Below are 20,702 nucleotides of genomic sequence, written 5' to 3' on the forward strand. Positions count from 1 at the left end.
TAAAGGTCGCTCTCTTATCAGCTTTTTTAATTCATTATCTACCAAACAATACACAGAAATGATAAAGTCTTCTAATAGCATGAGGCGCGCTTCCAGTTTTGTTATCCAAATTAAAAACTAAAGCTTTTCCTCATGCTATGCAATCTCTACCTCCCAGCTTCAACCTCAAAAAGTTGAACAGGGCGTTAAGTATCTATTGGTTATCGCATTAGTATGACTGATTTAAAGGAAAAATTGTTATGTTTTTGATAAATAGAAATTTTTACATTGCATTAATATGCGTTATATTACAACAAGTATTTGTTGGATGCTCGACTTATGTCATCGGTATTGCAGGTAAAAATATCATAGATAGCCCAGATAAATCTATAAATCTATAAATCTATAAATCTATAAATCTAGTAGTTATTTTTTTCATATTAATTGGGTTTGCATACGTATTAGGTAGCATCTCGTTGATATACAGGGTAAAACTATCTAACTCTGCCTGGATACAATACGTTACGGAGAATCTAAGTAATATACGAAATAAAATGATTTTTGCTTCAAGGAAAAATAAAACCAACACTAATTCTTGGCTCACTACAGAAGCATTTTCAACAATTAATGAAGCGGGTTTCTTTTTTGTTGAGATTGTAGCAATATATTTAGGAATTATTTTGAATTTATCTGCTATGGTATTGGTTCTTGGTTCTACAATATCCTTGGTTATCATTGCTAGTTTAATCATTTCATCTTCTATGTTATATCTTTTGAAAAATAGAATTAATTATTACGCAAGCCAAATTCAGAATTTTAAAACAAATACAGTAACTAAAATCACAATGGTATGGGATAATTTATTTTTTGGTGACTCTATTAATCAAAACAATGCCATCAACAGAGTTCATCAAGAATCAAAAAAATATTTTATTTTTACTGAAAAGTATAAACTGACAGAGCAGCTTATTGCGACATTACCAATTCTAATTACTCTACCCATACTTATTCTTGTGTTCTATAACGAAGCTGTTACCAATCCATTTATGTTAGGTGCCTTAATAGCTATTCTTCCTAGGACTTTATCATTATTCCAATCGATACACGAAGTTAGCATGTATAGTAGTAACTTGTTATTGATGCTAAAGAAAATTAATAACTTAAAATGTTACATTAAGACTTTAAATGGAATAGATTATGCAGAATTAATCAATAAAGAAAAAATTTATATTTATGATTCGAAAAATAAATTAGTTAATATGTCATCAGCATGCCCTATTGAGTTTTTTAAGATTTTAAAATCGGGGCGCTATACTATAAAAGGTGGAAATGGTGTTGGAAAATCATCGTTATTAAAAGTCATCAAGGGATATTATCCTCATGCAATTATGTTGACTCCTGATGTGCGGTTAGATTTTAATAAAGAGCTAAACCATGATTACTCAACTGGACAGACACAGATCGAATACCTGCAAAATATTTTATTGGATAGCCAGGTTAATGTTGTATTATTGGATGAGTGGGATGCAAACTTGGATATGGACAATATCTTGCTAATCAATGAGCTTATTAATAGTTTATCTTCAAAAAAGCTAATCATTGAAGTCAGACATCGATAATTCAATGCAAAATAAAGTTTAAATTAGTTTAGTCTGAAAATATGTTGATAATACTTTTCATGTAAAGATTGGTTAAAATTTTTTCTGCATTGTAACCCTTGAAGCTAAGTGATATCTGTTTGAATTGTATATTCAATATGAGTGGCAAACACTTCCATTTGCAATATTTACTTTTAAGGTAATAACTATCGCCATACAAAGTTTTCTCTGAAATTAGTGTTATATCTGGCGACAATAAAAATTTGTTTTTTTTCATCAATCGTGTGAATAAGCTTACGTGATATTAGTAATAGAATTCCTTCCAAACCGTATTTAATCTAGCAAAATAGCTATTTAAAAATTAAAGGTGGATACGATCAATGAGATGGGAAACGATAAATAAGTTAGCAACAGATGAGTTTTGTCGTTTAACTGGTGTAAAAAAGCCAACGTTTGAAGGGATGGTGAAAATATTACAAGCGGCGCGAGCAGAAAAAAACTAAGGGGTGGTAGAAAAAATAAGTTGAACATAGATGGGACTTCGAAGAAGCCTACACTTTCTTTGTAGAGAAAGTGATTAGCAAAATGCTCTAGGTGCAAAACTGAATATGAAATATAACGAGGTTATATGACAACCATTATTGAAACAGAAAGGCTTATTTTAAGAACCTGGAATAAAGAGGATGCAGATCCCTATTTTCAAATCAACCAAGATCCAAAGGTGATTGAGTTATTGCGTGGGCCACTAACAATGGAACAAGTTAATGACTTTATTCCAGCTGTGAACCAGCACCAAGATAAGCACGGTTATACATTATGGGCAGCCTGCTTAAAAGAAACTAGCGAATTAATGGGCTTTATCGGCCTTAACTACACTGTTTGGGAAGCATTATTTACCCCTGCAGTTGAAGTGGGTTGGCGATTAGGGTCCCAATTTTGGGGCAAAGGATATGCGACAGAAGGCGCCAAAGCTTCCTTGGAATACGGATTTAAGCAGTGCGGTCTAAAAGAAATCGTTTCTTTTACGGTTCCTGTAAATGTTAGGTCTTTAAGAGTTATGGAAAAAATAGGGTTAAAACGAGATGTAAATGGTGATTTTGCTCATCCAAAAATCCCGGCTGATCATAAACTTTCTCATCATCTCCTGTATAGATTAAGCGCTGCTGAGTATGCCAAATGAACACCTTCCAATCCAACATCATAAGCATACGAAGAAAAAGGCAAATCATGGCTAGATGAATTGCCACGTCAAAGATTGGCTTACGGCTTTGGATAAGGACTGGCCCATTCCTGATGGATATCTGCAAAAAGCAAAAACACTTCGTGATGCCATGCCATTTAATGAATAATTGAGGGACAAAATTGTCCCCCAATCTTCGTATAACACATCTACTTGAGAAGCACCCAAATTTCGGTTAAAGATTCCGTTTCAGCTACCTCATAATCAAAATTGTAATAGCAAAATATGCAAGGCAAATCCCCCAGTTCTTCGCCGGACTGCGGTAACCAATCACGATAAATGCTGTAAATCGTGTCACCGATATTATCGCGCGAGCCTTTATGCATGGTGACAGCATACCTTCCAGCAGGTAGAGTGCGTTCTGTCACCTGATCATTCAATTTAAAATCTTGCGGAACGCTAAGCGCTAAATCAAAGCGAAACTCTTCTGGTTTCACTTCTCTTGGATCGTGATAGCCAAAGCCAAAGGCTTCTCCTGCTTTAGGTTTTAGGTTAATGGGTTGTGCCTTTGCCCAAGTAATGAGCTTATCCAGCGTGTCGGACAATCGCATGGGATCTCCATGATGCTCCATTACAGCAACTCTTTTAGCCGGCAGTTCTTTAATCGTTATCGTCATAATTTTTTCACCTTTAATATGCATAGGTTGCGGTGGATTTTCGAAGCTTTCCCAATTGCGTTCACGCCTAAATTCGCTGGGACTTTGGCCGCAAACTTGTTTAAAAGCACGGGCGAATGATTCATGGGATTCGAATCCAGCTGACAGCGCAATGTTAATAATTGTTTCCTCTTTATGGACAATCAATTGATGAGCAGCTCGTTTTAGCCGCAGCCACTTGATATAGCCCATGAGAGGCAACCCAGTGTAGGCCGTAAACAACCGATGAAAATGATATTTTGAAAAACAAGCGATGCGGCAAAGCTCATCCAGCTCAAGCTCTTGATCAAGATGCTTGCCTATGAAATCAATCACTCTATCGACTCGTTCTTTATAACTCATAATATCCTAATGCTTCAGTTGTAACCGTCTACATGGATAAAAATACGACGTTTGTGTTTTTTATGCTTGACCACCATTGCTAATTTTATTTTCTGCATTCATAAACGATAGACTCATCTTGGGTAGCAGGTTCTGAAGATTGGTCAAAAGCTTTGAGCGTTCTGATGTGTTTAAAGCCTGCGGATTTTAGCATTTCCATCAGCTGATCTTGCTCATAAATCTTCACTCTAAGCTCTTCAATTTCTGTATGGATAATCTTTCCTGCCTCCATCAGTTCATATTTGCAAAGGCTGAGATAGGTGTCGAGGTTTTTTATATTTGAATCTTTATCCATAAAATTTATTTCTCATGTTATTAAAACCTTTAGGGTTTTGATTGTTATCGATAAAATCAATTATTTTCCTAGCAACATCAAATACTGATGAATTGCTCGTATCAACTGTTAAATCATATTCCCTAGTTCCGCTGTGCACTCTATCAAATTGATCGTTTGATAACCCTACAGCTCTATCGCGGCGTAAAAATTCACGTTCTTGCATAATGGCTAGGTCGCATTTAACGCCAATAAAATAGGTAATATGTTCAGCCAATTTGGCTACATACGATTTCAAATGCTGATCGTCAAATAAAACTTCATCTATAATGAGATTGTTAGATTGATTTGCAAGCAACAAAGCAAAATCAGCCATAACACCAAATAATTTATCTCCAGTAGGCTTTGACTCAACCCTCATTAAAGGGCCACGATTATTTTCTCCTGGCACAAAAGCAAAATATTCAGCATCTTTTCCTGGAGATGGATATGGTGTCATTTCAATAAATGTATCAACACCAAAGGTTAACCATTGTTCGTTACTTAAATGTTGGATAGCTCTTGCAATAGACGTTTTACCGCTAGATCCTGCACCATTTAATAAAATAATTTTACTCATAATATTCCAACTCCATCATCTATTGCCTCGGCAATAATTATTTTCTGCGTTTTAGCCTCTGAACTGTTTTTATCTGAAATTTGGCAAAGCTCAAATGTTGCTTTCCAAAGGGCCCAGGCACGGGCGCGAAGCCAGGTATCTTGCTCCATATCCATTTCAGAAATAAAAATCTCACGCGCTTTGCCGCTCAAATACGTCCAAGCGATAACAAGATCGCACGCAGGATCTCCAATCGCAGCGCCACCAAAGTCAATGACTGCAGATAATTTGCCGTTATCCATAAGTATATTGCCAATCGCAAAATCCCCATGAATCCATACAGGTTTTTTATCCCATTTTGTCTCACAAGCCTGGTCCCATAAAGCTAGTGCTTTGCTTGCATCTATAATCTCAACCAGCTCTGCAATTTGTTCTTGTGCTCCTTTATCGTAAACACTGACGTGGTCACCGCGCCACCAGTTATGCTGACCAGGCTCAGGTCCTTCAATATCGGTAATCGCTTGTAGCTCTTTTAAAAACTTGGAGAGATCAAAGGCAAGTTGTTCTTTGTCTTGTTCGGCTAAGGTGAGCAAATTGATACTTTTACCAGATAACCATTTGTATATAGAAAACGGATAAGGATAATCTGCCGACGGATTGCCCATGTTAATCGGAGCCGGAATGCTAACGCTCAAACGTTTTGCTAATTGCGGCAGTAGCTCTTGTTCTTTTGGAACTTTTAAAGCGTAATCTGCTGCTGTTGGCATACGAATGAGCATATGGTCGCCAAGCCTATAGGTGCGGTTATCATGCCCTTGTTTTTCAACATCAACGATAGTTAAACTAGCGTATTCTGGAAATTGCTCTGCTATGAGTTTGCGCGCAAGATCAAGGGTGATTCTCATTTAATGCCTTTTTTATCATTGAAAATGCGGGATATGTGGATTTGCGATTTAATTCAGGGTTTTCACCACGCTCTATAGCTTGCCAATAACTCCATGGTAACTTGTTATTCCCTAACTCATAATCCATACCGTCCCAAGTATCTTCTCGAAAAGCATAAAAGGCAAAGTGCCAACCTTCTTTATCAAAAATTGTAATGAGATCTTCAAAATATCTTTCCAAACCAGCTGACATACGGTATCCACCGAATTCACCAACTAATATTTTATCGCTTGCTATATTATGAGCTTTTTGAAATCTACTAACCGCTGACATGTATTCTGCGAGAGCCTTTTGGTTCCATTGCTTTTGATTGATACAACCAGGATATTGGTATTTACCTTTGTTCATTTTATGATTTGTATATTCATAAGGTTCATACATGTGAAAGGAGTACAAAATGTTTTGATCCTCCTGAGGCATCAACAACCGAAATGTTTTAGCATCAGCATATGCAGAACTATCGAGAATAATAGGCGTATCTTTATCAATTAGCCTTACATGCTTTATGATACGGTTATAAAAGTCGTAAAGCATTTGTTGAGCCTCTTCTTGACGTACTGTATTTATGTGCACTTCTTTAGATGCAAAAATTCTTTCAGGATGAGGCTCATTGAGTAGATTGTACCCTACAATTGCAGGATGGTCTTTTAATGCTTTAGCCAAATCTTGCCAAAAGAGAGCGGTCTGAGTCTGATACTTTTCGTCTTTCCAAATCCTTAGGTCGTCTCTATCTTGATTATTTTGCTTCCAGCGCGATCCGGGAAGGCTGAGCATAGTGATTACGATAGGCATTTTCTCTTGGTAGCATATATCCAAGATCTTTTTTAGCTGTTCTAGGTCTTCTTTGATTAATCCACGATAATCATCAGCATTTCCTATTAAAAAATCACGATGTAAACTTGCGAACTTATCTGGTGCTAATCTTATAAATTTGATTCCATATTTTTTAGCTGCTTTTATATCATCTGAAGTGATATTGCGATTAAAGATATTTGCTCCTTTTTGCTGAGTGTTCCAAAAATTTATTTTCTGAACAGGAGCAGCAAATACAATGATGTTATTCATCAACACAAAAATAACTAATGTGCATAATTGCATTAGTTTTGTTATATGATTTAGATGATTTTTCAAAAGATCAATCTTTATCATACGAACCACTCCACATTTTTCCAGTTGCCAGGGTTGGCTTTTTTGGCTTTAATCCTGGCTTGGCTGTTTCCAACGTGAATTTCTAATTTGTGCCCATCTGGATCAAGAAAATAGAGAGATTCACCAGGAGATGTATTTTCTTTAAAAATGTGAGCGCCGGAGTTTTGAATTTTATCAGCCATCATTTCAAAATCTTCATTGCTTACACTAAATGCATAATGGGTGTAACAAGACTGAGGTTCCCTTGCTAAATCAACGTTGAGGCAGAACCAAAATTTTCCTATCAAGAAATATGCTCCTTGATCCCATTTAACTAATGGTTTAAACCCTAAAACATCTTTGTAAAACGAGAAAGCTCGGTGGATGTCAGTAACAGCTAAAGTGATGTGATTAATGTCTGTAACAGTCATAGTTTTTTTACCATTAAATCGCTATTGTGTCCGATGAACGCTCCTTGCATTGCTTGATATTGGCCAACTTTAGTAAAGCCGGCTTTATTATAAACTCTTATAGCTCTAGGATTGTTTTCGTCTGGATCGATAAAAAATGTATCGGCTTTCGGATCTATGTCTTTTTTATAAAAAATCATAAATTCCGACAGCGTAGGCGCCGCCAGTCCGCGCCCTAAATATTCTTTATTGCCTATACCAAAATCAAGCGCGATTGTATGTCCCGTTTCAGACATGTTTGCAAGGTGCGTCTTCGAAAGGTCTTCTTGATCTTTTTTGAGAATATCAGACAGAACAAAAGCATACGGCTGGTTATCGATAAAACAGATCCAGTACTTCGTTGTTCCTGCAAAATAAGTTTGCGGCTTTCCCTGTATAAAATTAAGGATATCATCTTTATGTTCCTGGCTGTTATCCCAGAACTCCATCATATGAGGCTCGGCAAGCCAACTAAAGATGGTGTCTATATATGATAGCGAAGCTTTGTGAAATTTAATGTTCATGTGTTTTTCCTCAAATAAATTTTTTGTATCATCCCATCAGTCAAAGCTTTTTGTCCCGTTAAATCAAACTTTTCAAAAGTTAAACCAAGCAGTATACCTGCTTCTAAAGTTTGAGGAACAATTGTAAGAATGACTTCATCAATAAAGCCTTCTTGTGCAAAGCTTTGGGCAAGCTGAGCGCCGCCTAAGAGCCAGATGTCTTTATCCGATTTGCGGTCTTTGAACTTGGCCATAAACTCAAGTAGGCTATCGTGCGTAATGCTGATATAGGGTTTATCGGTTTCAAGCTTTTTGGAGGTGAAAACATAAGTTTGTTTATCCGACCATCCCCAATCACCAAAACCTAAAATTTGTTTGTAGCTTTGGCTTCCCATTAGAATTGTATCAATGCGTTCCATTAGGTCTTTGTAGCCAACAGCCTCGAGTTCAGCATCATCTTTTGGATGCGGAAGCCAGTCAACACCACCGTTAATATCTGCGATAAAGCCATCAAGTGAAGTTGCAATGTAGAGGATTATTTTTGGTTGTATCATAAATTAACCCCATCGATTACGGTTCCTTGGTGATAGAGGATCTTCCAATCACCATTTATTCTTCGCCAAATCGTTGATCTTCTTGTCACTCTTGTTTTGGCTTGGATAAGAATGTACGTCAGTAAATAGTTATCCGGTGCGATTTTTGTGAGCTCAAAGTCCTTTGCTTCCCAAGTATCTTGATAATCTCGGTCGTTATACCGCTCAAGCAGAGTTTCTGTGATGTCTTGTTTGGTATAGACATTACCAGATGCACCAACTTCCCAAAATTCATCACACATTTGGTTTTCAATATCTTGTTTTGTTTTTCCAAATTTTTCAGAATGATGAAAGATTGGTTCTCTTGATTTAAGTTCAGCTAAGATTTTGTTTTCATCGAACGCTTTCCACTCTGCCGGTGCATCCGACCTAAAGCCATCCCAAAGCAAACCTCCATGTGGCCCCAGTATCTTTGTAACTAAAGTTTCGATTGCCCTAGCATCACCGCTTTGAAAAAGGCTTTCAAACGCAGCTACGAATTCTGAAGCCAAAGCAGGGTTATCATCTTTTAAATAACGGATAATTGATTTACCGCTGGCACACCACTTGTTTTGGCTTCTAAAATAAAATTGCCCCAGAGCTTCAAGTAACCACGCAGCGGATGCAATCTGCTCATCGCGCCCGGCTGGATATTTAATATCATCCAGAACATCGGTAATTAAAAATCGTTCTTTGTTGATTTGTTCTTGGTCCCAAATAGCTGGCCCTGCATTCAAAACTTCTTGCGCAAGTGTTTTAACATTTTCTGAAAAAACGCCAGGATTAGTTACCTCGCGTCCATTCAAAATCATATAGCAGAGGCCAGAAATGCCATTTCCGGTTCTTGATTCTTCAAAAAAATATCGCAAGGTGTCAAGATCATGAATAAATGCGTCAATTGGCCAACTGTCATAAATAAAGGCTTCTCTATGAGCGTGTGGCAATGATTCAAAAACAATCACAAGATCCAAATCAGATGCACTTGTTCCCTGATTAGTCGAAACTGATCCTGCCCAGAATACGGCTTTAGCCTCAGAATAGCGTTCTTTAATTAGTTTTTGGATGGTTGCTAGTGCTTCATTTCTTGAAGGTAACCCTTTTAACATCCATACCTCCCCAGTATCTTTTTGCTCAACTAACCTTTTAAAACCTGCTTTTTCATAAGCTTTAATCGCTGCAATATTGCTCGAATCTGGATCGGCGAAAATATGACTGTATTGGCCGCCATGTATTTTCAGGAATTCTAATATTGCTTTTGAGCCCAAACCTTGTTGCAAAGCCTCTTCTTCGCCAATAAAAATATCAAATGCCCCCAGGCTTTCTGGCAGACCTGAAAGTGGTTTGCTTCTAGGAAAATCATATGCATTATAAATTTGAATGTATCCAACCGGCTTCTGATTGTTATGGATAATGAAGCCTTGGATAGCTTTTTTGATTCCATCCGCAAGCTTATAGCCTTTGATGTATGAGCTATATTTTTCACGTACCAAATCCATTGTATACCTCACATCCTGATCCCACCATTTTTTGACGTGAGATGTCTCTAGCCACTTGAGCAGTAGAGGGAAATGTGATTCATGCAGTGGTTCGAAGGTAATGGTCATAATCTACTCCTGCTTTTCTAATAGTTGAAAGGCTTTTGGCGCGGGGTTATCATCAATAAACTTGAGTATCAGGTGGGCTGCTTCAAAAGGAGATATGGCAGTTGTATCGACCTTAAACTCGTATGAATTTAAAACACCTTGGTGTACTCTGTCGATTTGATCGTTAGAGAGACCAATACATCGATCACGCCTTAAGATTTCTCGCTCTTGCATAACTGTCAGATCACAAAAAACGCCGATGTAATAAACGTTGTGACCCTTTAAATGCTGGACGTAAGCTTTTAAAGACTCTTCATTAAATAACACTTCATCGATAATAAGATTGTTTCCCTGCATCGCTAAACATTCCAGCTAATTTAGGCATAACGCTAAATAGCTTTTCATCTTCCTTACATGATTCTACATGCATTGTGGAGCCACGCTCATTTTTTCCCTGAAAAAATATTGTTTTTAAACAGAGGTTCAAACCCAAGTTTTTGATAGACCCCAAGACCTGAATCGGAGGACTCTAAAAAGCAATGGTGAGCCCCTAATTTTTTTGCCTCTGATAGTACGTAACGCATGAGATGCGTCGCATATCCTTTGCCCTGCAATTCAGGCACGGTGCCAACATCATCAATTCTTGCAATGCTATTGTTCAGTGACAAGGTAATGGATGCGATTGGTTTTTCCTGTTTGTATAAGCTGAAATGGTGGAGATTAATATTCCTTTTTAAGGCATTTTCATGGATGATTGCATAGATCGAACAAACTTCAAAAGTAGATTCAAATGCGCCTATCAATGGCATCATCCAGTCATTTAATTGATCATCATTCGCTTTAATCGCGGTTTCATCACCAAAACTCGCAGTTTGCCCCATTGCAAATTTATCTAAGTCCACAACCATTGAAACGGATTTACTTTTCTGGGGATAACCCATCGTATTTAAAATATCTACCATTTGAGAGGTACAAAATTCTTGTGGGATGATAATATCAAAAGCAAGGTTATCCTCGTCGAAAAACTGCTTTCCTTGGATTAAAATTTTATCAAGAACGTTTGTATTTCTTGTAATGTAAATAAAATTGAGTTCAGCACCACCAGTCATATAAGCATTAGCTCCATCGCCTAGATCTAAGCATTTTGAGGCAATGCCTCTGAAAAAATAATCCTCGGCTTGGCGGTATAAATTTATCAAGTCAGTCATGTTCTATTCCCACAATTTAGAAGGTAGTTCCCCCTAATTTTGTCTCATTTCATGCGATATTTTACTGAATGACACTATTATTGCGAGAAAATTTCACTTTTCTTTTCTTCAAAGGGGCTGGCGTCATAAAACAACTCGATTTTAGAGATAAGCCGATCCGTGAATTCCATCAGCACCGCTGCCCTAAATTTACCAATGGGTGCTGGAACAATCATATCGTAGGCGAACATGATCTGATCGCCGGCTGCAAAACGTGACCTGATTTGGATGTCCTGCAATATCCCACCGAAATTCTTTGCAGCTGAAACAACTGCATCTTTGCTATGCATTTCTGCGAGTGGCCCGATAAAATGCACGTTGTCATGCAGGTAGCCAGCCATTTTATCAAAGTCTTTTGCAAGCATGGAATTGTAATAGTTTTCCGCAGACTTTAAGTTAGTATCACTTTCAGAATTTGTTGTATTCATATCGAACTCCTATTATAGTATAAGCACGCTGATAATATAATGTAAGGGCACTGATATGTCAACATCTCAAGAAATAAATGTCGCAGGTTTGCTAGGTTATAAACTAAAACAGACGCAACACAGCTTGCGCCTTCGCATGGACGAAGCTTTAAAAACCCTTGATCTGACAACGCCACAATATGCAGTACTGGCGCAATTAGAGCTCCGACCTGGTATATCTAATGCAGCTCTAGCTAGATCAGCTTTTATCACCGCTCAAACCATGCATGGTATTGTCTCTAATTTAGAAAAAAGGAGCCTCGTAAAAAGAAAAAGCGATCCGCAGCACGGCAGGATTTTATGCACAGAATTGACGGATCAAGGTCACAAAGTCGTGATTCAAGCGCATGATATGATTCGCGATGTTGAAGCACGTATGCTCGCTACGATAAGCGGGGAACATAAGGTGTTGCTCGAAAAACTGCTGCTTGAGTGTTTTAATAATTTACAGTAGTGAGGGTGCAGATTAGGCTGCTGCGGCTGAATTTTTTATAACAATCTTCTGCTCTTTAGATAACCTCTCCATAGCATATCTTAGCATGGTTTTAGGCATTTGATGTGCATTGTCGCAAAGGAACGATATTAGTCTAGCCTCATCTTTTTTGCCCGCTTCACGGAGCATCCAGCCCACAGCTTTATGAATCAGATCGTGGGAATCATTTAGCAATAACTTTGCTATCTTAAACGTCCACTCTAAGTCTGACTTACGAATAAAGTACCAGGTTGAGACAATTGCTATTCTGCGTTCCCATAAGTTTTGAGACGCAGCTAATTCTTCAAGCACATCACGATCCCTCTCAAAAAGATGAGCTCCTATAATAAGATGCGCAGAAGAGTCAACCAAATTCCAATTGTTGATATGGCGCATATTGGTTCTATAAAATTGATAGATTTCTTCTTTTTGGGCGAGGGCTCCAGCCTTGTATTGCGCAGCTAAAATGATAAGCGTTAGTAATCGTTCTTCATTGATTTGTGATTGTATCAAAAAGCCTAATTCTTCAAGATTTATGGTCATAAATCTCTTGGCAATTTTTCGCAAAACGGGAACCGTAATGCCCATAAAGTGATCATGCTCAGCATAATCACCCGGACTGGTTTTAAAGTAAATGGATACTCTTTCCGGTGTTGAATCAACCGAGTACCCTAGAATTTCTTGTAAATGTTGAATGGTATCAGACATGGCTTGCCTCATGCTCAAGCAACCATTTTTTGCGTGTGACGCCAGCGCCGTATCCGCCAAGGTCGCCATTAGTATTGATGATGCGATGACAGGGTATGATAATCGCCAGTTGATTGGCACCATTAGCATTTGCAACAGCGCGGTAAGCTTTATTTTTGCCAATAGCTGTTGCTTGAGCCATATAACTTCGTGTGGTCCCATAAGGAATACGAATGAGCTCATCCCAAACAAGCTTCTGAAAGGGACTGCCTAGAAGATGTAGAGGTGTTTTGAATTCTTTGAGTTTTCCTTCGAAATAAGACTCCAGTTCAAGTGTGATGGATTTAATTGGATCGGTGACGCCTGGAATAATAGCTGCCTTTGTTTTAAGTCTAAGCCTTTCAACCTCACGCTCCAAACCGCGTCTGTCAACAAATTCTAAAAGGTAAAGACCAGCCTCATCGGCAATTGCAATCATGGGCCCGAGCCTTGTATCAATCCAAGAGGCTTTTAGAATTGTATGTTGCCCTTCAAATTTTGTAGGTGCAGCTCCCATAATTTTAGAAAAAGCATCTCGAAATCCACTGCTGGATTCATACCCTGTATTCAGTTGAGCTTCAATTACAGCATCTCCCGTGCGTATTTGTTTGAATGCAAGCCCCATGCGCCTTGCGCGCGCATATTCAACAAAGGTCATTCCAAATCGTTTTTTGAACTGACGACGGGCTGTTGATGCATCTACTGATAACTCTTCAAAATCACTATCTTTCCAGCGCCTTGCTGGATCAGCTTCAACGGCATCAACGAGCGTACGAACTAAATCCGATACCTGGTTTGGATGAGAAAGGGGGCGACAGCGCATACATGGCCTAAAAGATGCTAGCAATGCTTCTTGCGCTGTTTTATAGAATTCACAATTCTCAAATTTTGGTTTTCGTGCTGGACATGTAGGACGACAAAAAACGCCTGTTGTTTGAACGCCCACAAAAAATACACCTTCATAGTGTATATTCTTATCAAGGAGTGCCTGATAAAATTCTTGTTTTTGTACTTCCGTTATCATTTAAATCCTGTATTAATTGGTCTTTCGCTTTAAGCCTTCCGGTTACTTACACTCAGTATAAAGATTATAAAAAAACGTGCGACCGAAATTCAGGCATTGATTTTTTATCTTCAAGATTTGGTTTTATTGGTATCATCTGTTCCCCTGTAATAACGGATTAAAACCAAGCATATGATGCGCAATGATCCCAAATGACTCTTGATCAATTTCTAAAAAACCATAGCGGAAAACGTAGCCCCATGAATTTTTATTTTTGATAAAGGGCAGCAACGGCACAAGCGGTTTGATATCAATGTGCTTTGCTTCAAAATAATTGATATTACGCCTAAATGGTTTGAATCCATCCCCCATATCTACTTGGTAAGGCGCATCATCAATAACCTCCCCAATTGCAGTAAATTTTTGATAGAGATCAGATCCTGCCATGGTTATTTTAGATGAATAATAAATCACAAAATCACCACGGGATAGTCGCTTAGCGGGCGCAGATTTACCGTGGCAAAATTGACAAATACCAAGCTTAACCCCATTTTCCACATGCTCTTTGCAAGCAACGCCAATCCAGAATTTTGCTTTCTTATTCATCTGTGGTACTTGCAGTTAATTTCGCCAAAATTTGCACAAGGCTTTTTTGCTCCTGATCAGAGGCTTTGCTGAAAAAAGTACTATCAATACCTTCTACAATGGGGACTAAAGTACGCACCATCTCTTTACCTTTTTCGGTAAGCGAAACGCTCTTTGCACGTGTGTCTACCTCATGCTCTATACGATTTACAAGACCCATTTGAGCAAGTTTTTTAAGAGATTTTGATACAGTCATCTTATCAAGCTGAGACCAGTTAACGATAAGGATTTGAGTCGTATCATATCCATGAGCCTCAAACCACATGAGGGTTGCTATAATCACAAACTGCGCATGAGAAACGTTGTATTGCTCAAGAGCTTTTTTAATTTGCCGTTGCCAGATCATAGTTGTTTGCCAAAGAAGAAAACCGGGACTGTCTTCAGGCTTATCAAAACCGAAAGGTAAGTTAGACATGAAGACTCCTTGCAAGCTTTACAAGGTTTTCTGTTTCTTCTGCTATAGTATCAGCAACATTTTGGGCTACAAGCTTGATCCAGAGCCATTTTAGCGGCCCGGTCACAACCAGTTTATTGGTAAGTTTTAAACCGTCTACAGTCTCTTCCATGGCATGAGTATCATACATTTTGGCGCCAAAGAAAGATGTACAATCAGTGAATGAATAGCCTTCATTAATTTCAGTAAGCACGATTTTTACCGGCTGAACGCCTTTAGGCTTTAAGAAGAAGTGATTGCCAACTTTGAAGTCACCCTCAAGCTTGCAGTAATCCAAATCACCATGCCACGTTGGCCAGTTATTAATGTCCGTCCAGATCCGCCAAATATCTTCGCGCTTTAAACCTTGGAATGTTTTGCTATAAGTTCTTGTCCACATATTACACCTTTATCGTATTTATGGATATAGTATTCGAGTTTACTATATGAGTCAAGACTAAAGTTATTCTCCGTTTCGAATTCCATTCTCTACTCCGGTTTTCGTTCTCTAAAAAGTGAGGGGTCAAAAAACGGCAATTCTCTAAAACCCAGGTAAATAGAGGGTTTGATGACATGCGTACCTTCGACACGAGTGTTCGCATGTATCGGAGATGGAGAGGGTAAAAACAGAGATTTTGTGGGTAAAATGGCGAAATTGGAGAAAGTGAGGTACGGGTCTAACAGCAAGCAAAAACTCTGGAAAGCGCACAAATACTGGGGTTTTGAGACCTGATAACACTAGCTCAAAAAGACGTGAGAAAAGTTCTCTATAAAAAATGTGGCGGAGGGGAAGAGATTCGAACTCTCGATACGCGTTAACGTATACACGCTTTCCAGGCGTGCTCCTTCAACCACTCGGACACCCCTCCAGAAACTTAATCATATTCTCAACTTATGGTGGATTTGTTATTAAGCTCAATCATCGTGATTTCGCTAACTAATTTGACCTTTGCATTAAACAAAACCCAGGCATCCTAACAAACTCATTCTCATAAATCAAGTCGCAAAATAAGGCAAACAATATCTACTCATGAAATTAATACATTAAAAATCATGTGCTACTATGCTACTAAGTATTCTGTAGCGCATCTTTTTTGAGAAATTTACCACCTAAAATATGGTAATGTAAATGAAACACACTCTGACCCCCTGCTTTACCTGTGTTAACAAGTGTCTTATATCCCTCTAAACCTAACGTTTCAGCAAGTTTTGGAATCGCAAGGCTAATTTTAGCTATCAACTCCGCATCTTCCTCCTGTAAATGATTTAAACTATCAATATGTTTTTTAGGCACAACCAATACATGTGTTTCTGCAGCAGGGAAAGCATCATGAAAAGCTACCATGTCTTGATCCTCATAGACCTTATTGGCTGGAATATCACCTTTGATGATTTTACAAAAAATACAGTCACTCATTTTATCTCCTTAATCCTTTTGCCTTGTTAGCCAATAATAGATAATTAGTACTACACCAATTCCACCGACTAACTCATAATGCTGCTTTATAAAAGCATGAACACTATTAAAAATGCCAATATCATAACTGCTTATAATACCAATCGCTATTAATGACAGACCAAAACCTAATATCATCCCACGTTTTTTGGAATGCTTTATCAAACGCTCATCTTTATTATTGTCTTGTATTACTTTAAGTTGTTTAACTTTTGTATTTAATAATTCAAACAACAGCTCTGGCATATCTGGCAGGCGTTCACTTAACTCTGGCAAACTCTTCATCGAACGCTTTATAAATCCTTGCCAGCCAACTCGCGTTTTCATCCACTTCTCTAAAAATGGTTTGGCAGTTGCCCATAAATTTAAATCTGGATATAAATCTCGTCCCAATCCTTCAATATTTAAAAGTGTTTTCTGTAATAGCACCAATTGTGGTTGCACACTCATGTTAAAACGCCTTGCCACCTGAAACAAACGCATTAAAGTGTAGCCAAATGAAATCTCAGCTAGTGGTTTTTCAAAGATCGGTTCACAGACAGTTCGAATTGCCGATTCTAGCTCATCCACACGCGTATCATATGGCACCCAACCCGATTCAATATGAAGCTCGGCAACTTTTTTATAATCACGGTTAAAAAACGCCAAAAAATTACCAGCTAGGTAATGCTGATCTTCACGCGTTAAGGTGCCGACAATACCAAAGTCAATCGATATGTATTTAGGATCTTTTGGATTTGACGCATCTATAAAAATATTACCTGGGTGCATATCGGCATGAAAGAAACAATCTCTAAAGACTTGAGTATAGAATATCTCAACACCTCGCTCGGCTAGAAGCTTTAAGTCTGTGCCTAAAGATTTCAAAGTTTCAATATCTGAAACTGGAATACCTTTGATTTTTTCAATCGTTAATAAATTATTACGACAATACTGCCAATAGACCTCTGGCACGTAGTGAATATGGCTATCTTTGAAATTTCGCTTAAGTTGCGAGGCATTAGCAGCCTCACGTTGTAAATCAAGCTCATCCAAAAGATTACGACTTATTTCAGCAACCACTTCTACTGGACGCAATCGCCTTGTTGAAGGAACATAACGTTCCAACATACTTGCTAGCGCTTTTAAAAGCTCTGTATCTTGAATTAATATTTTCTCAATATTAGGACGCAACACCTTAACCACGACTTCTTCACCTGTATTCAAAGTTGCACCATGAACTTGTGCAATTGACGCCGAAGCCAAGGCGTTTATATCAAACTTTAAAAATGCTTTATCAATCTGCTGCTGTAAGGCTTTTTCAATCGTTTGAATTGCATACTCACTGGCAAAGGGTGGAACCTTATCTTGTAGCTTTGCCAATTCATTTGCTAAATCATGCGGCAAAAGGTCACGCCTTGTCGATAATGCTTGACCAAACTTAATAAAAATAGGACCTAAAGTTTCTAGTGCCAAACGTAACCGTGTGCCACGGTCAAGCTTGTTGCAATTCAGCCAATAATAGGGGTTAAAAATAAGTGTAAACCTTAATGCTCTTAACAAGGGCAGATTTGTCATCATCGCCGTAACATTATATTTATTGAAAATATAACCAATATAGATTAAGCGCAGCCATTTTTTAACTTTACTCATGCACTCCCTCAATCATTTCAATCAGTTTTAAATATTTATTAAGTTTGGCTATTACCCTATCTGTATCCTCTTTTAAAATTTGTACATCCATAAAGAAATCTTCAAGCTCCTGGCGACATGGAAAAAAGTTTTTTTCATATTGCAGATATTCTCTTAATTCTATTGGCAGTTTCTCTTTGCTCACTCTAAACCAATGATTTAAAGCAGTTAGAGGTTTATCCAGTAATGAACTTAAAGTATTGTTCTTACCTTGAGTTAAAGTAAAAATTAAATCTGGTCGAATTGCTTTAAAGAAATTGCTATAACGCTGCAACACTTGAATATCACCGCTAAAATTGACTTTGTCGGTTTGAATAAAGTGTTGCGGATTTGGGCTTAAACACATCGCAACAAGCACGCCTGACTTTCCTCTTAGACGATTGTTTGCTGCCATTTCAGTTATAGATAATAACAATGTATTGTGTTGTGGTATCAATACACAGCTAAGATTCAAGTCTCCAATATCAACAGCTAATGCTTCACCTGCTAACTGTTGCAGCAAGTAATTCCGTTGAGGGTCAAGCCTTAATGTTTGATAAATAAGATAATTGATGAGCTTAATAACATGGTTTTTGTCCATCTTCCCACCTAGTACTTAATACCAATATGTAATGCTACTACACCAGCTGCCATGTTTTGGTATTCTACTTTATCAAAACCTGCATTCAACATCATTTGCCTTAAAGTCTCTTGATCCGGGTGTTTACGAATGGATTCGGCAAGATAACGATAACTATCAGCATCTTGAGCAACAATTTGTCCCATAACAGGTAAAACTTTAAACGAGTACTGATCGTAGATCTGACTTAAAATAGGAAAGATCGGCTTAGAGAACTCTAGCACTAGCAATCGCCCTCCTGGTTTTAATACACGATACATAGATTGCAATGCCTTGTCTTTATCGGTTACATTTCTAAGCCCAAATGAAATAGTAATACAGTCAAATATATTATCTGAAAAAGGCAAGTATTCTGCATTGGCTTGGACGTATTCAATATTACCAAGACAGCCTCTATTAGTTAACTTTTCTCTACCGACATCCAACATTGACGCATTGATGTCACTTAAGATCACTTTACCATTATCGCCTACTTGACAAGTAAATTGATACGCTAAATCACCTGTACCACCAGCTAAATCTAACACCATATTACTAGGCTTAACCGCTGCTTTTTGAATTGTGATTTTTTTCCAAATACGATGAATCCCAAACGACATGACATCATTCATAACGTCATACTTAGTAGCAACCGAATGAAAAACTTCGGCAACTTTTTGCTGTTTCTCCTGCCATTTGACCTCTTTAAAACCAAAATGCGTAGTCTTATCTCGTTGATTATCCATATTAAACCAAAGGCGATCTAAATTGGCCATCAGTATAACGCGAAAAGTAGATGGACACCACTTGCGAATAATATATACCATAAAACCTTCACCTATCAGGATAGGGTAAAGGACAATTTGACTAATTTTGATGGCAGCTATTTATTATCTTAAGTTGATTCGTTAACTTTTAACTATGATAAATCACAAATCTCAGGTTATTTTTTAAGGAACATAATTCATGCCAAACAATTTACAAAACAAAAAAATAGAAACTACTGAACGTCTAAAGAAAGTGCTTGACCATATAGCAAAATTAAATTTTCCGCTTGTAAAGAGCACGATAAAGCCAATAGCTTTATATGCTGTCTCTTCCATATTATCGGAAGCAATAAAGCAAACATCCATAGGCTACATAGATGATACGTATGACGAGCTAAAAACAGCAATGACTTTCATTATTGACAATCTAGTTACACCAATGGCTGCTAGTACGCTTTATAAAGCTGGTGGAGACTTGTTAACATCTAACAAATATTTTACAGAAAACCAATTCGGAGTAAGCTTTGTTGTACTTTATAATTTCCTATTGAGAATTTCTACCGACCATCCTTATATAAATGGATTAATCGATAAAGCCTTGACAGCGTATAATTTTAGAGAGAATATTTATTTTTTCACAGGTTGCCATCCTTTTTTCTTTAGCAAATCGGCGGTAGATACACTCAATATCGATTTTTTCTTATCACAAAATTTGGATTACACCTTTGTTACCTGTAAAGATAAAGATGAAAAGACGTTATTTACCACAAAATTTAATATCCCTATATTATCTAAATTTTATCAACATAAAGTCGGTTATTTGCCTGGGAAATGGTGTAAGGATAATGATAAGTGGGTGTTTACTACACCTGTTCCAAAAGAGCAACTTATTAGAGAATGTAACGATAGATATGCACAATGTTACTTTAGCGATAATAATAAGGTTGATAGCATCTACGCGACTACTCCATTAGGAAACCAATACGATATTTATTACTATACACCAATCACTTATAGTTCAATAAATCAAGAAAACCCACAAGAAGCTGCTGTACAAAATGTAGTGAACAAAATCAATTCTAGTATTGACTACCTGTCAACACCTCCTCTTGTTAAATTTGATGAAACAAAGAAAAACGATGCTAACAACAGAGATAAATTTATTCAAAGTCTCACCTCACAAAATGAGGCAGAACCAGGAGAACTAAAGCTTTTCTTTTGGTTAAGACAACAAGAAAATCAAAACAATAATTCAAATAGTTTCAGTAACTTTCGTTAAACTTTATAGCCCATAATTAAAGGTTTCAAAAA

At 37.6% G+C, this 20,702-nt stretch carries 25 protein-coding genes, 1 tRNA gene and 1 pseudogene; 5 read left to right on the forward strand and 22 right to left on the reverse strand.

Features of this window, described 5'->3' with window-relative positions:
• The first annotated feature begins 533 nt into the window (after nucleotides 1-533).
• From M1V25_RS08470 to M1V25_RS08480, 3 genes and pseudogenes are all read left to right on the forward strand, one after another.
• A complete protein-coding gene (locus M1V25_RS08470) occupies nucleotides 534-1,598 on the forward strand; it encodes an ATP-binding cassette domain-containing protein (protein ID WP_498843008.1) in 1,065 nt (354 codons plus the stop codon).
• Between the two features lie 359 nt (nucleotides 1,599-1,957).
• A pseudogene (locus M1V25_RS08475) lies at nucleotides 1,958-2,112 on the forward strand (IS5/IS1182 family transposase); the annotation flags it as partial.
• Nucleotides 2,113-2,205: 93 nt separating this feature from the next.
• Nucleotides 2,206-2,757 carry a GNAT family N-acetyltransferase gene (locus tag M1V25_RS08480; RefSeq protein WP_116963897.1) on the forward strand — a complete coding sequence of 184 codons (552 nt, stop codon included), beginning with the start codon at nucleotides 2,206-2,208 and terminating at the stop codon, nucleotides 2,755-2,757.
• A 209-nt stretch (nucleotides 2,758-2,966) separates the two neighbouring features.
• Here M1V25_RS08480 and M1V25_RS08485 read toward each other — a convergent pair whose 3' ends face one another.
• From M1V25_RS08485 to M1V25_RS08540, 12 genes are all read right to left on the reverse strand, one after another.
• The gene (locus M1V25_RS08485; protein WP_498843009.1) at nucleotides 2,967-3,815 is read right to left on the reverse strand and encodes an AraC family transcriptional regulator; all 849 of its coding nucleotides are present in this window, start codon (nucleotides 3,813-3,815) and stop codon (nucleotides 2,967-2,969) included.
• Between the two features lie 85 nt (nucleotides 3,816-3,900).
• Nucleotides 3,901-4,149 carry a hypothetical protein gene (locus tag M1V25_RS08490; RefSeq protein ID WP_192877936.1) on the reverse strand — a complete coding sequence of 83 codons (249 nt, stop codon included), beginning with the start codon at nucleotides 4,147-4,149 and terminating at the stop codon, nucleotides 3,901-3,903.
• Entirely contained in the window at nucleotides 4,142-4,747 is a 606-nt protein-coding gene (locus tag M1V25_RS08495) for a chloramphenicol phosphotransferase CPT family protein (protein WP_498843010.1), read from the reverse strand. The genes M1V25_RS08490 and M1V25_RS08495 overlap by 8 nt, the downstream gene beginning before the upstream one ends.
• The gene (locus M1V25_RS08500; RefSeq protein WP_498843011.1) at nucleotides 4,744-5,631 is read right to left on the reverse strand and encodes an aminoglycoside phosphotransferase family protein; all 888 of its coding nucleotides are present in this window, start codon (nucleotides 5,629-5,631) and stop codon (nucleotides 4,744-4,746) included. Before M1V25_RS08500 ends, M1V25_RS08495 begins: the two co-directional genes overlap by 4 nt.
• Nucleotides 5,615-6,820 carry a glycoside hydrolase family 5 protein gene (locus tag M1V25_RS08505; protein WP_498843012.1) on the reverse strand — a complete coding sequence of 402 codons (1,206 nt, stop codon included), beginning with the start codon at nucleotides 6,818-6,820 and terminating at the stop codon, nucleotides 5,615-5,617. Before M1V25_RS08505 ends, M1V25_RS08500 begins: the two co-directional genes overlap by 17 nt.
• A complete protein-coding gene (locus M1V25_RS08510) occupies nucleotides 6,817-7,230 on the reverse strand; it encodes a fosfomycin resistance glutathione transferase (RefSeq protein WP_498843013.1) in 414 nt (137 codons plus the stop codon). Before M1V25_RS08510 ends, M1V25_RS08505 begins: the two co-directional genes overlap by 4 nt.
• On the reverse strand, nucleotides 7,227-7,772 hold the full coding sequence (locus M1V25_RS08515; protein WP_498843014.1) for a GNAT family N-acetyltransferase: 546 nt from the start codon (nucleotides 7,770-7,772) through the stop codon (nucleotides 7,227-7,229). The genes M1V25_RS08510 and M1V25_RS08515 overlap by 4 nt, the downstream gene beginning before the upstream one ends.
• Entirely contained in the window at nucleotides 7,769-8,305 is a 537-nt protein-coding gene (locus M1V25_RS08520) for a dihydrofolate reductase family protein (protein ID WP_498843015.1), read from the reverse strand. Before M1V25_RS08520 ends, M1V25_RS08515 begins: the two co-directional genes overlap by 4 nt.
• Entirely contained in the window at nucleotides 8,302-9,927 is a 1,626-nt protein-coding gene (locus M1V25_RS08525) for a GNAT family N-acetyltransferase (RefSeq protein ID WP_498843016.1), read from the reverse strand. Before M1V25_RS08525 ends, M1V25_RS08520 begins: the two co-directional genes overlap by 4 nt.
• Before the next feature lie 3 nt (nucleotides 9,928-9,930).
• Nucleotides 9,931-10,263 carry a phosphotransferase-like protein gene (locus M1V25_RS08530; protein WP_498843017.1) on the reverse strand — a complete coding sequence of 111 codons (333 nt, stop codon included), beginning with the start codon at nucleotides 10,261-10,263 and terminating at the stop codon, nucleotides 9,931-9,933.
• Nucleotides 10,264-10,349: 86 nt separating this feature from the next.
• The gene (locus M1V25_RS08535; protein WP_116963888.1) at nucleotides 10,350-11,114 is read right to left on the reverse strand and encodes a GNAT family N-acetyltransferase; all 765 of its coding nucleotides are present in this window, start codon (nucleotides 11,112-11,114) and stop codon (nucleotides 10,350-10,352) included.
• A gap of 77 nt (nucleotides 11,115-11,191) precedes the next feature.
• Nucleotides 11,192-11,581 (reverse strand): nuclear transport factor 2 family protein, encoded by a 390-nt coding sequence (locus M1V25_RS08540; protein WP_116963887.1) that lies wholly within the window; start codon nucleotides 11,579-11,581, stop codon nucleotides 11,192-11,194.
• 55 nt (nucleotides 11,582-11,636) lie between these two features.
• Between M1V25_RS08540 and M1V25_RS08545 the strand changes: the two genes are divergently transcribed.
• Nucleotides 11,637-12,074 carry a MarR family winged helix-turn-helix transcriptional regulator gene (locus tag M1V25_RS08545; protein WP_498843018.1) on the forward strand — a complete coding sequence of 146 codons (438 nt, stop codon included), beginning with the start codon at nucleotides 11,637-11,639 and terminating at the stop codon, nucleotides 12,072-12,074.
• 12 nt (nucleotides 12,075-12,086) lie between these two features.
• Here M1V25_RS08545 and M1V25_RS08550 read toward each other — a convergent pair whose 3' ends face one another.
• From M1V25_RS08550 to ubiE, 10 genes are all read right to left on the reverse strand, one after another.
• Entirely contained in the window at nucleotides 12,087-12,800 is a 714-nt protein-coding gene (locus M1V25_RS08550; RefSeq protein ID WP_498843019.1) for a DNA alkylation repair protein, read from the reverse strand.
• Nucleotides 12,793-13,842, reverse strand: coding sequence for a bifunctional transcriptional activator/DNA repair enzyme AdaA (locus tag M1V25_RS08555; RefSeq protein WP_498843020.1), 1,050 nt, complete (start codon nucleotides 13,840-13,842; stop codon nucleotides 12,793-12,795). The genes M1V25_RS08550 and M1V25_RS08555 overlap by 8 nt, the downstream gene beginning before the upstream one ends.
• Before the next feature lie 132 nt (nucleotides 13,843-13,974).
• The gene (locus tag M1V25_RS08560) at nucleotides 13,975-14,427 is read right to left on the reverse strand and encodes an EVE domain-containing protein (RefSeq protein ID WP_498843021.1); all 453 of its coding nucleotides are present in this window, start codon (nucleotides 14,425-14,427) and stop codon (nucleotides 13,975-13,977) included.
• Nucleotides 14,420-14,881 (reverse strand): MarR family winged helix-turn-helix transcriptional regulator, encoded by a 462-nt coding sequence (locus M1V25_RS08565; protein ID WP_498843022.1) that lies wholly within the window; start codon nucleotides 14,879-14,881, stop codon nucleotides 14,420-14,422. The genes M1V25_RS08560 and M1V25_RS08565 overlap by 8 nt, the downstream gene beginning before the upstream one ends.
• Nucleotides 14,874-15,299 carry an SRPBCC family protein gene (locus tag M1V25_RS08570; RefSeq protein ID WP_498843023.1) on the reverse strand — a complete coding sequence of 142 codons (426 nt, stop codon included), beginning with the start codon at nucleotides 15,297-15,299 and terminating at the stop codon, nucleotides 14,874-14,876. Before M1V25_RS08570 ends, M1V25_RS08565 begins: the two co-directional genes overlap by 8 nt.
• 379 nt (nucleotides 15,300-15,678) lie before the next feature.
• A tRNA-Ser gene (locus M1V25_RS08575) sits at nucleotides 15,679-15,768 on the reverse strand.
• Nucleotides 15,769-15,968: 200 nt separating this feature from the next.
• Nucleotides 15,969-16,316, reverse strand: coding sequence for a histidine triad nucleotide-binding protein (locus M1V25_RS08580; RefSeq protein ID WP_116963886.1), 348 nt, complete (start codon nucleotides 16,314-16,316; stop codon nucleotides 15,969-15,971).
• Nucleotides 16,317-16,325: 9 nt separating this feature from the next.
• Nucleotides 16,326-17,987 carry a ubiquinone biosynthesis regulatory protein kinase UbiB gene (gene ubiB, locus M1V25_RS08585; protein ID WP_498843024.1) on the reverse strand — a complete coding sequence of 554 codons (1,662 nt, stop codon included), beginning with the start codon at nucleotides 17,985-17,987 and terminating at the stop codon, nucleotides 16,326-16,328.
• On the reverse strand, nucleotides 17,980-18,606 hold the full coding sequence (locus M1V25_RS08590; protein ID WP_498843025.1) for a ubiquinone biosynthesis accessory factor UbiJ: 627 nt from the start codon (nucleotides 18,604-18,606) through the stop codon (nucleotides 17,980-17,982). The genes ubiB and M1V25_RS08590 overlap by 8 nt, the downstream gene beginning before the upstream one ends.
• 8 nt (nucleotides 18,607-18,614) lie before the next feature.
• Nucleotides 18,615-19,370, reverse strand: a complete 756-nt coding sequence (gene ubiE, locus M1V25_RS08595; protein ID WP_498843029.1) for a bifunctional demethylmenaquinone methyltransferase/2-methoxy-6-polyprenyl-1,4-benzoquinol methylase UbiE — start codon at nucleotides 19,368-19,370, stop codon at nucleotides 18,615-18,617.
• Between the two features lie 220 nt (nucleotides 19,371-19,590).
• Here ubiE and M1V25_RS08600 point away from each other — a divergent pair, with 220 nt between their 5' ends.
• A complete protein-coding gene (locus M1V25_RS08600; protein WP_498843026.1) occupies nucleotides 19,591-20,670 on the forward strand; it encodes a hypothetical protein in 1,080 nt (359 codons plus the stop codon).
• Nucleotides 20,671-20,702: the final 32 nt, after the last annotated feature.

Origin of the sequence: Candidatus Nebulibacter yamunensis, assembly GCF_024208055.1 — a bacterium.
Classification (GTDB): domain Bacteria; phylum Pseudomonadota; class Gammaproteobacteria; order Francisellales; family Francisellaceae; genus Caedibacter; species Caedibacter lacustris.

Coding starts and splice junctions, on each gene's coding strand:
- M1V25_RS08515 (WP_498843014.1), bottom strand. CDS start 7,772: ATGAACATTAAATTTCACAAAGCTTCGCTATCATATATAGACACCATC.
- M1V25_RS08535 (WP_116963888.1), bottom strand. CDS start 11,114: ATGACTGACTTGATAAATTTATACCGCCAAGCCGAGGATTATTTTTTC.
- M1V25_RS08470 (WP_498843008.1), top strand. CDS start 534: ATGATTTTTGCTTCAAGGAAAAATAAAACCAACACTAATTCTTGGCTC.
- M1V25_RS08510 (WP_498843013.1), bottom strand. CDS start 7,230: ATGACTGTTACAGACATTAATCACATCACTTTAGCTGTTACTGACATC.
- M1V25_RS08500 (WP_498843011.1), bottom strand. CDS start 5,631: ATGAGAATCACCCTTGATCTTGCGCGCAAACTCATAGCAGAGCAATTT.
- ubiB (WP_498843024.1), bottom strand. CDS start 17,987: ATGAGTAAAGTTAAAAAATGGCTGCGCTTAATCTATATTGGTTATATT.
- M1V25_RS08565 (WP_498843022.1), bottom strand. CDS start 14,881: ATGTCTAACTTACCTTTCGGTTTTGATAAGCCTGAAGACAGTCCCGGT.
- M1V25_RS08560 (WP_498843021.1), bottom strand. CDS start 14,427: ATGAATAAGAAAGCAAAATTCTGGATTGGCGTTGCTTGCAAAGAGCAT.
- ubiE (WP_498843029.1), bottom strand. CDS start 19,370: ATGGATAATCAACGAGATAAGACTACGCATTTTGGTTTTAAAGAGGTC.
- M1V25_RS08545 (WP_498843018.1), top strand. CDS start 11,637: ATGTCAACATCTCAAGAAATAAATGTCGCAGGTTTGCTAGGTTATAAA.
- M1V25_RS08590 (WP_498843025.1), bottom strand. CDS start 18,606: ATGGACAAAAACCATGTTATTAAGCTCATCAATTATCTTATTTATCAA.
- M1V25_RS08490 (WP_192877936.1), bottom strand. CDS start 4,149: ATGGATAAAGATTCAAATATAAAAAACCTCGACACCTATCTCAGCCTT.
- M1V25_RS08520 (WP_498843015.1), bottom strand. CDS start 8,305: ATGATACAACCAAAAATAATCCTCTACATTGCAACTTCACTTGATGGC.
- M1V25_RS08580 (WP_116963886.1), bottom strand. CDS start 16,316: ATGAGTGACTGTATTTTTTGTAAAATCATCAAAGGTGATATTCCAGCC.
- M1V25_RS08530 (WP_498843017.1), bottom strand. CDS start 10,263: ATGCAGGGAAACAATCTTATTATCGATGAAGTGTTATTTAATGAAGAG.
- M1V25_RS08505 (WP_498843012.1), bottom strand. CDS start 6,820: ATGATAAAGATTGATCTTTTGAAAAATCATCTAAATCATATAACAAAA.
- M1V25_RS08555 (WP_498843020.1), bottom strand. CDS start 13,842: ATGATAACGGAAGTACAAAAACAAGAATTTTATCAGGCACTCCTTGAT.
- M1V25_RS08480 (WP_116963897.1), top strand. CDS start 2,206: ATGACAACCATTATTGAAACAGAAAGGCTTATTTTAAGAACCTGGAAT.
- M1V25_RS08485 (WP_498843009.1), bottom strand. CDS start 3,815: ATGAGTTATAAAGAACGAGTCGATAGAGTGATTGATTTCATAGGCAAG.
- M1V25_RS08495 (WP_498843010.1), bottom strand. CDS start 4,747: ATGAGTAAAATTATTTTATTAAATGGTGCAGGATCTAGCGGTAAAACG.
- M1V25_RS08600 (WP_498843026.1), top strand. CDS start 19,591: ATGCCAAACAATTTACAAAACAAAAAAATAGAAACTACTGAACGTCTA.
- M1V25_RS08570 (WP_498843023.1), bottom strand. CDS start 15,299: ATGTGGACAAGAACTTATAGCAAAACATTCCAAGGTTTAAAGCGCGAA.
- M1V25_RS08525 (WP_498843016.1), bottom strand. CDS start 9,927: ATGACCATTACCTTCGAACCACTGCATGAATCACATTTCCCTCTACTG.
- M1V25_RS08550 (WP_498843019.1), bottom strand. CDS start 12,800: ATGTCTGATACCATTCAACATTTACAAGAAATTCTAGGGTACTCGGTT.
- M1V25_RS08540 (WP_116963887.1), bottom strand. CDS start 11,581: ATGAATACAACAAATTCTGAAAGTGATACTAACTTAAAGTCTGCGGAA.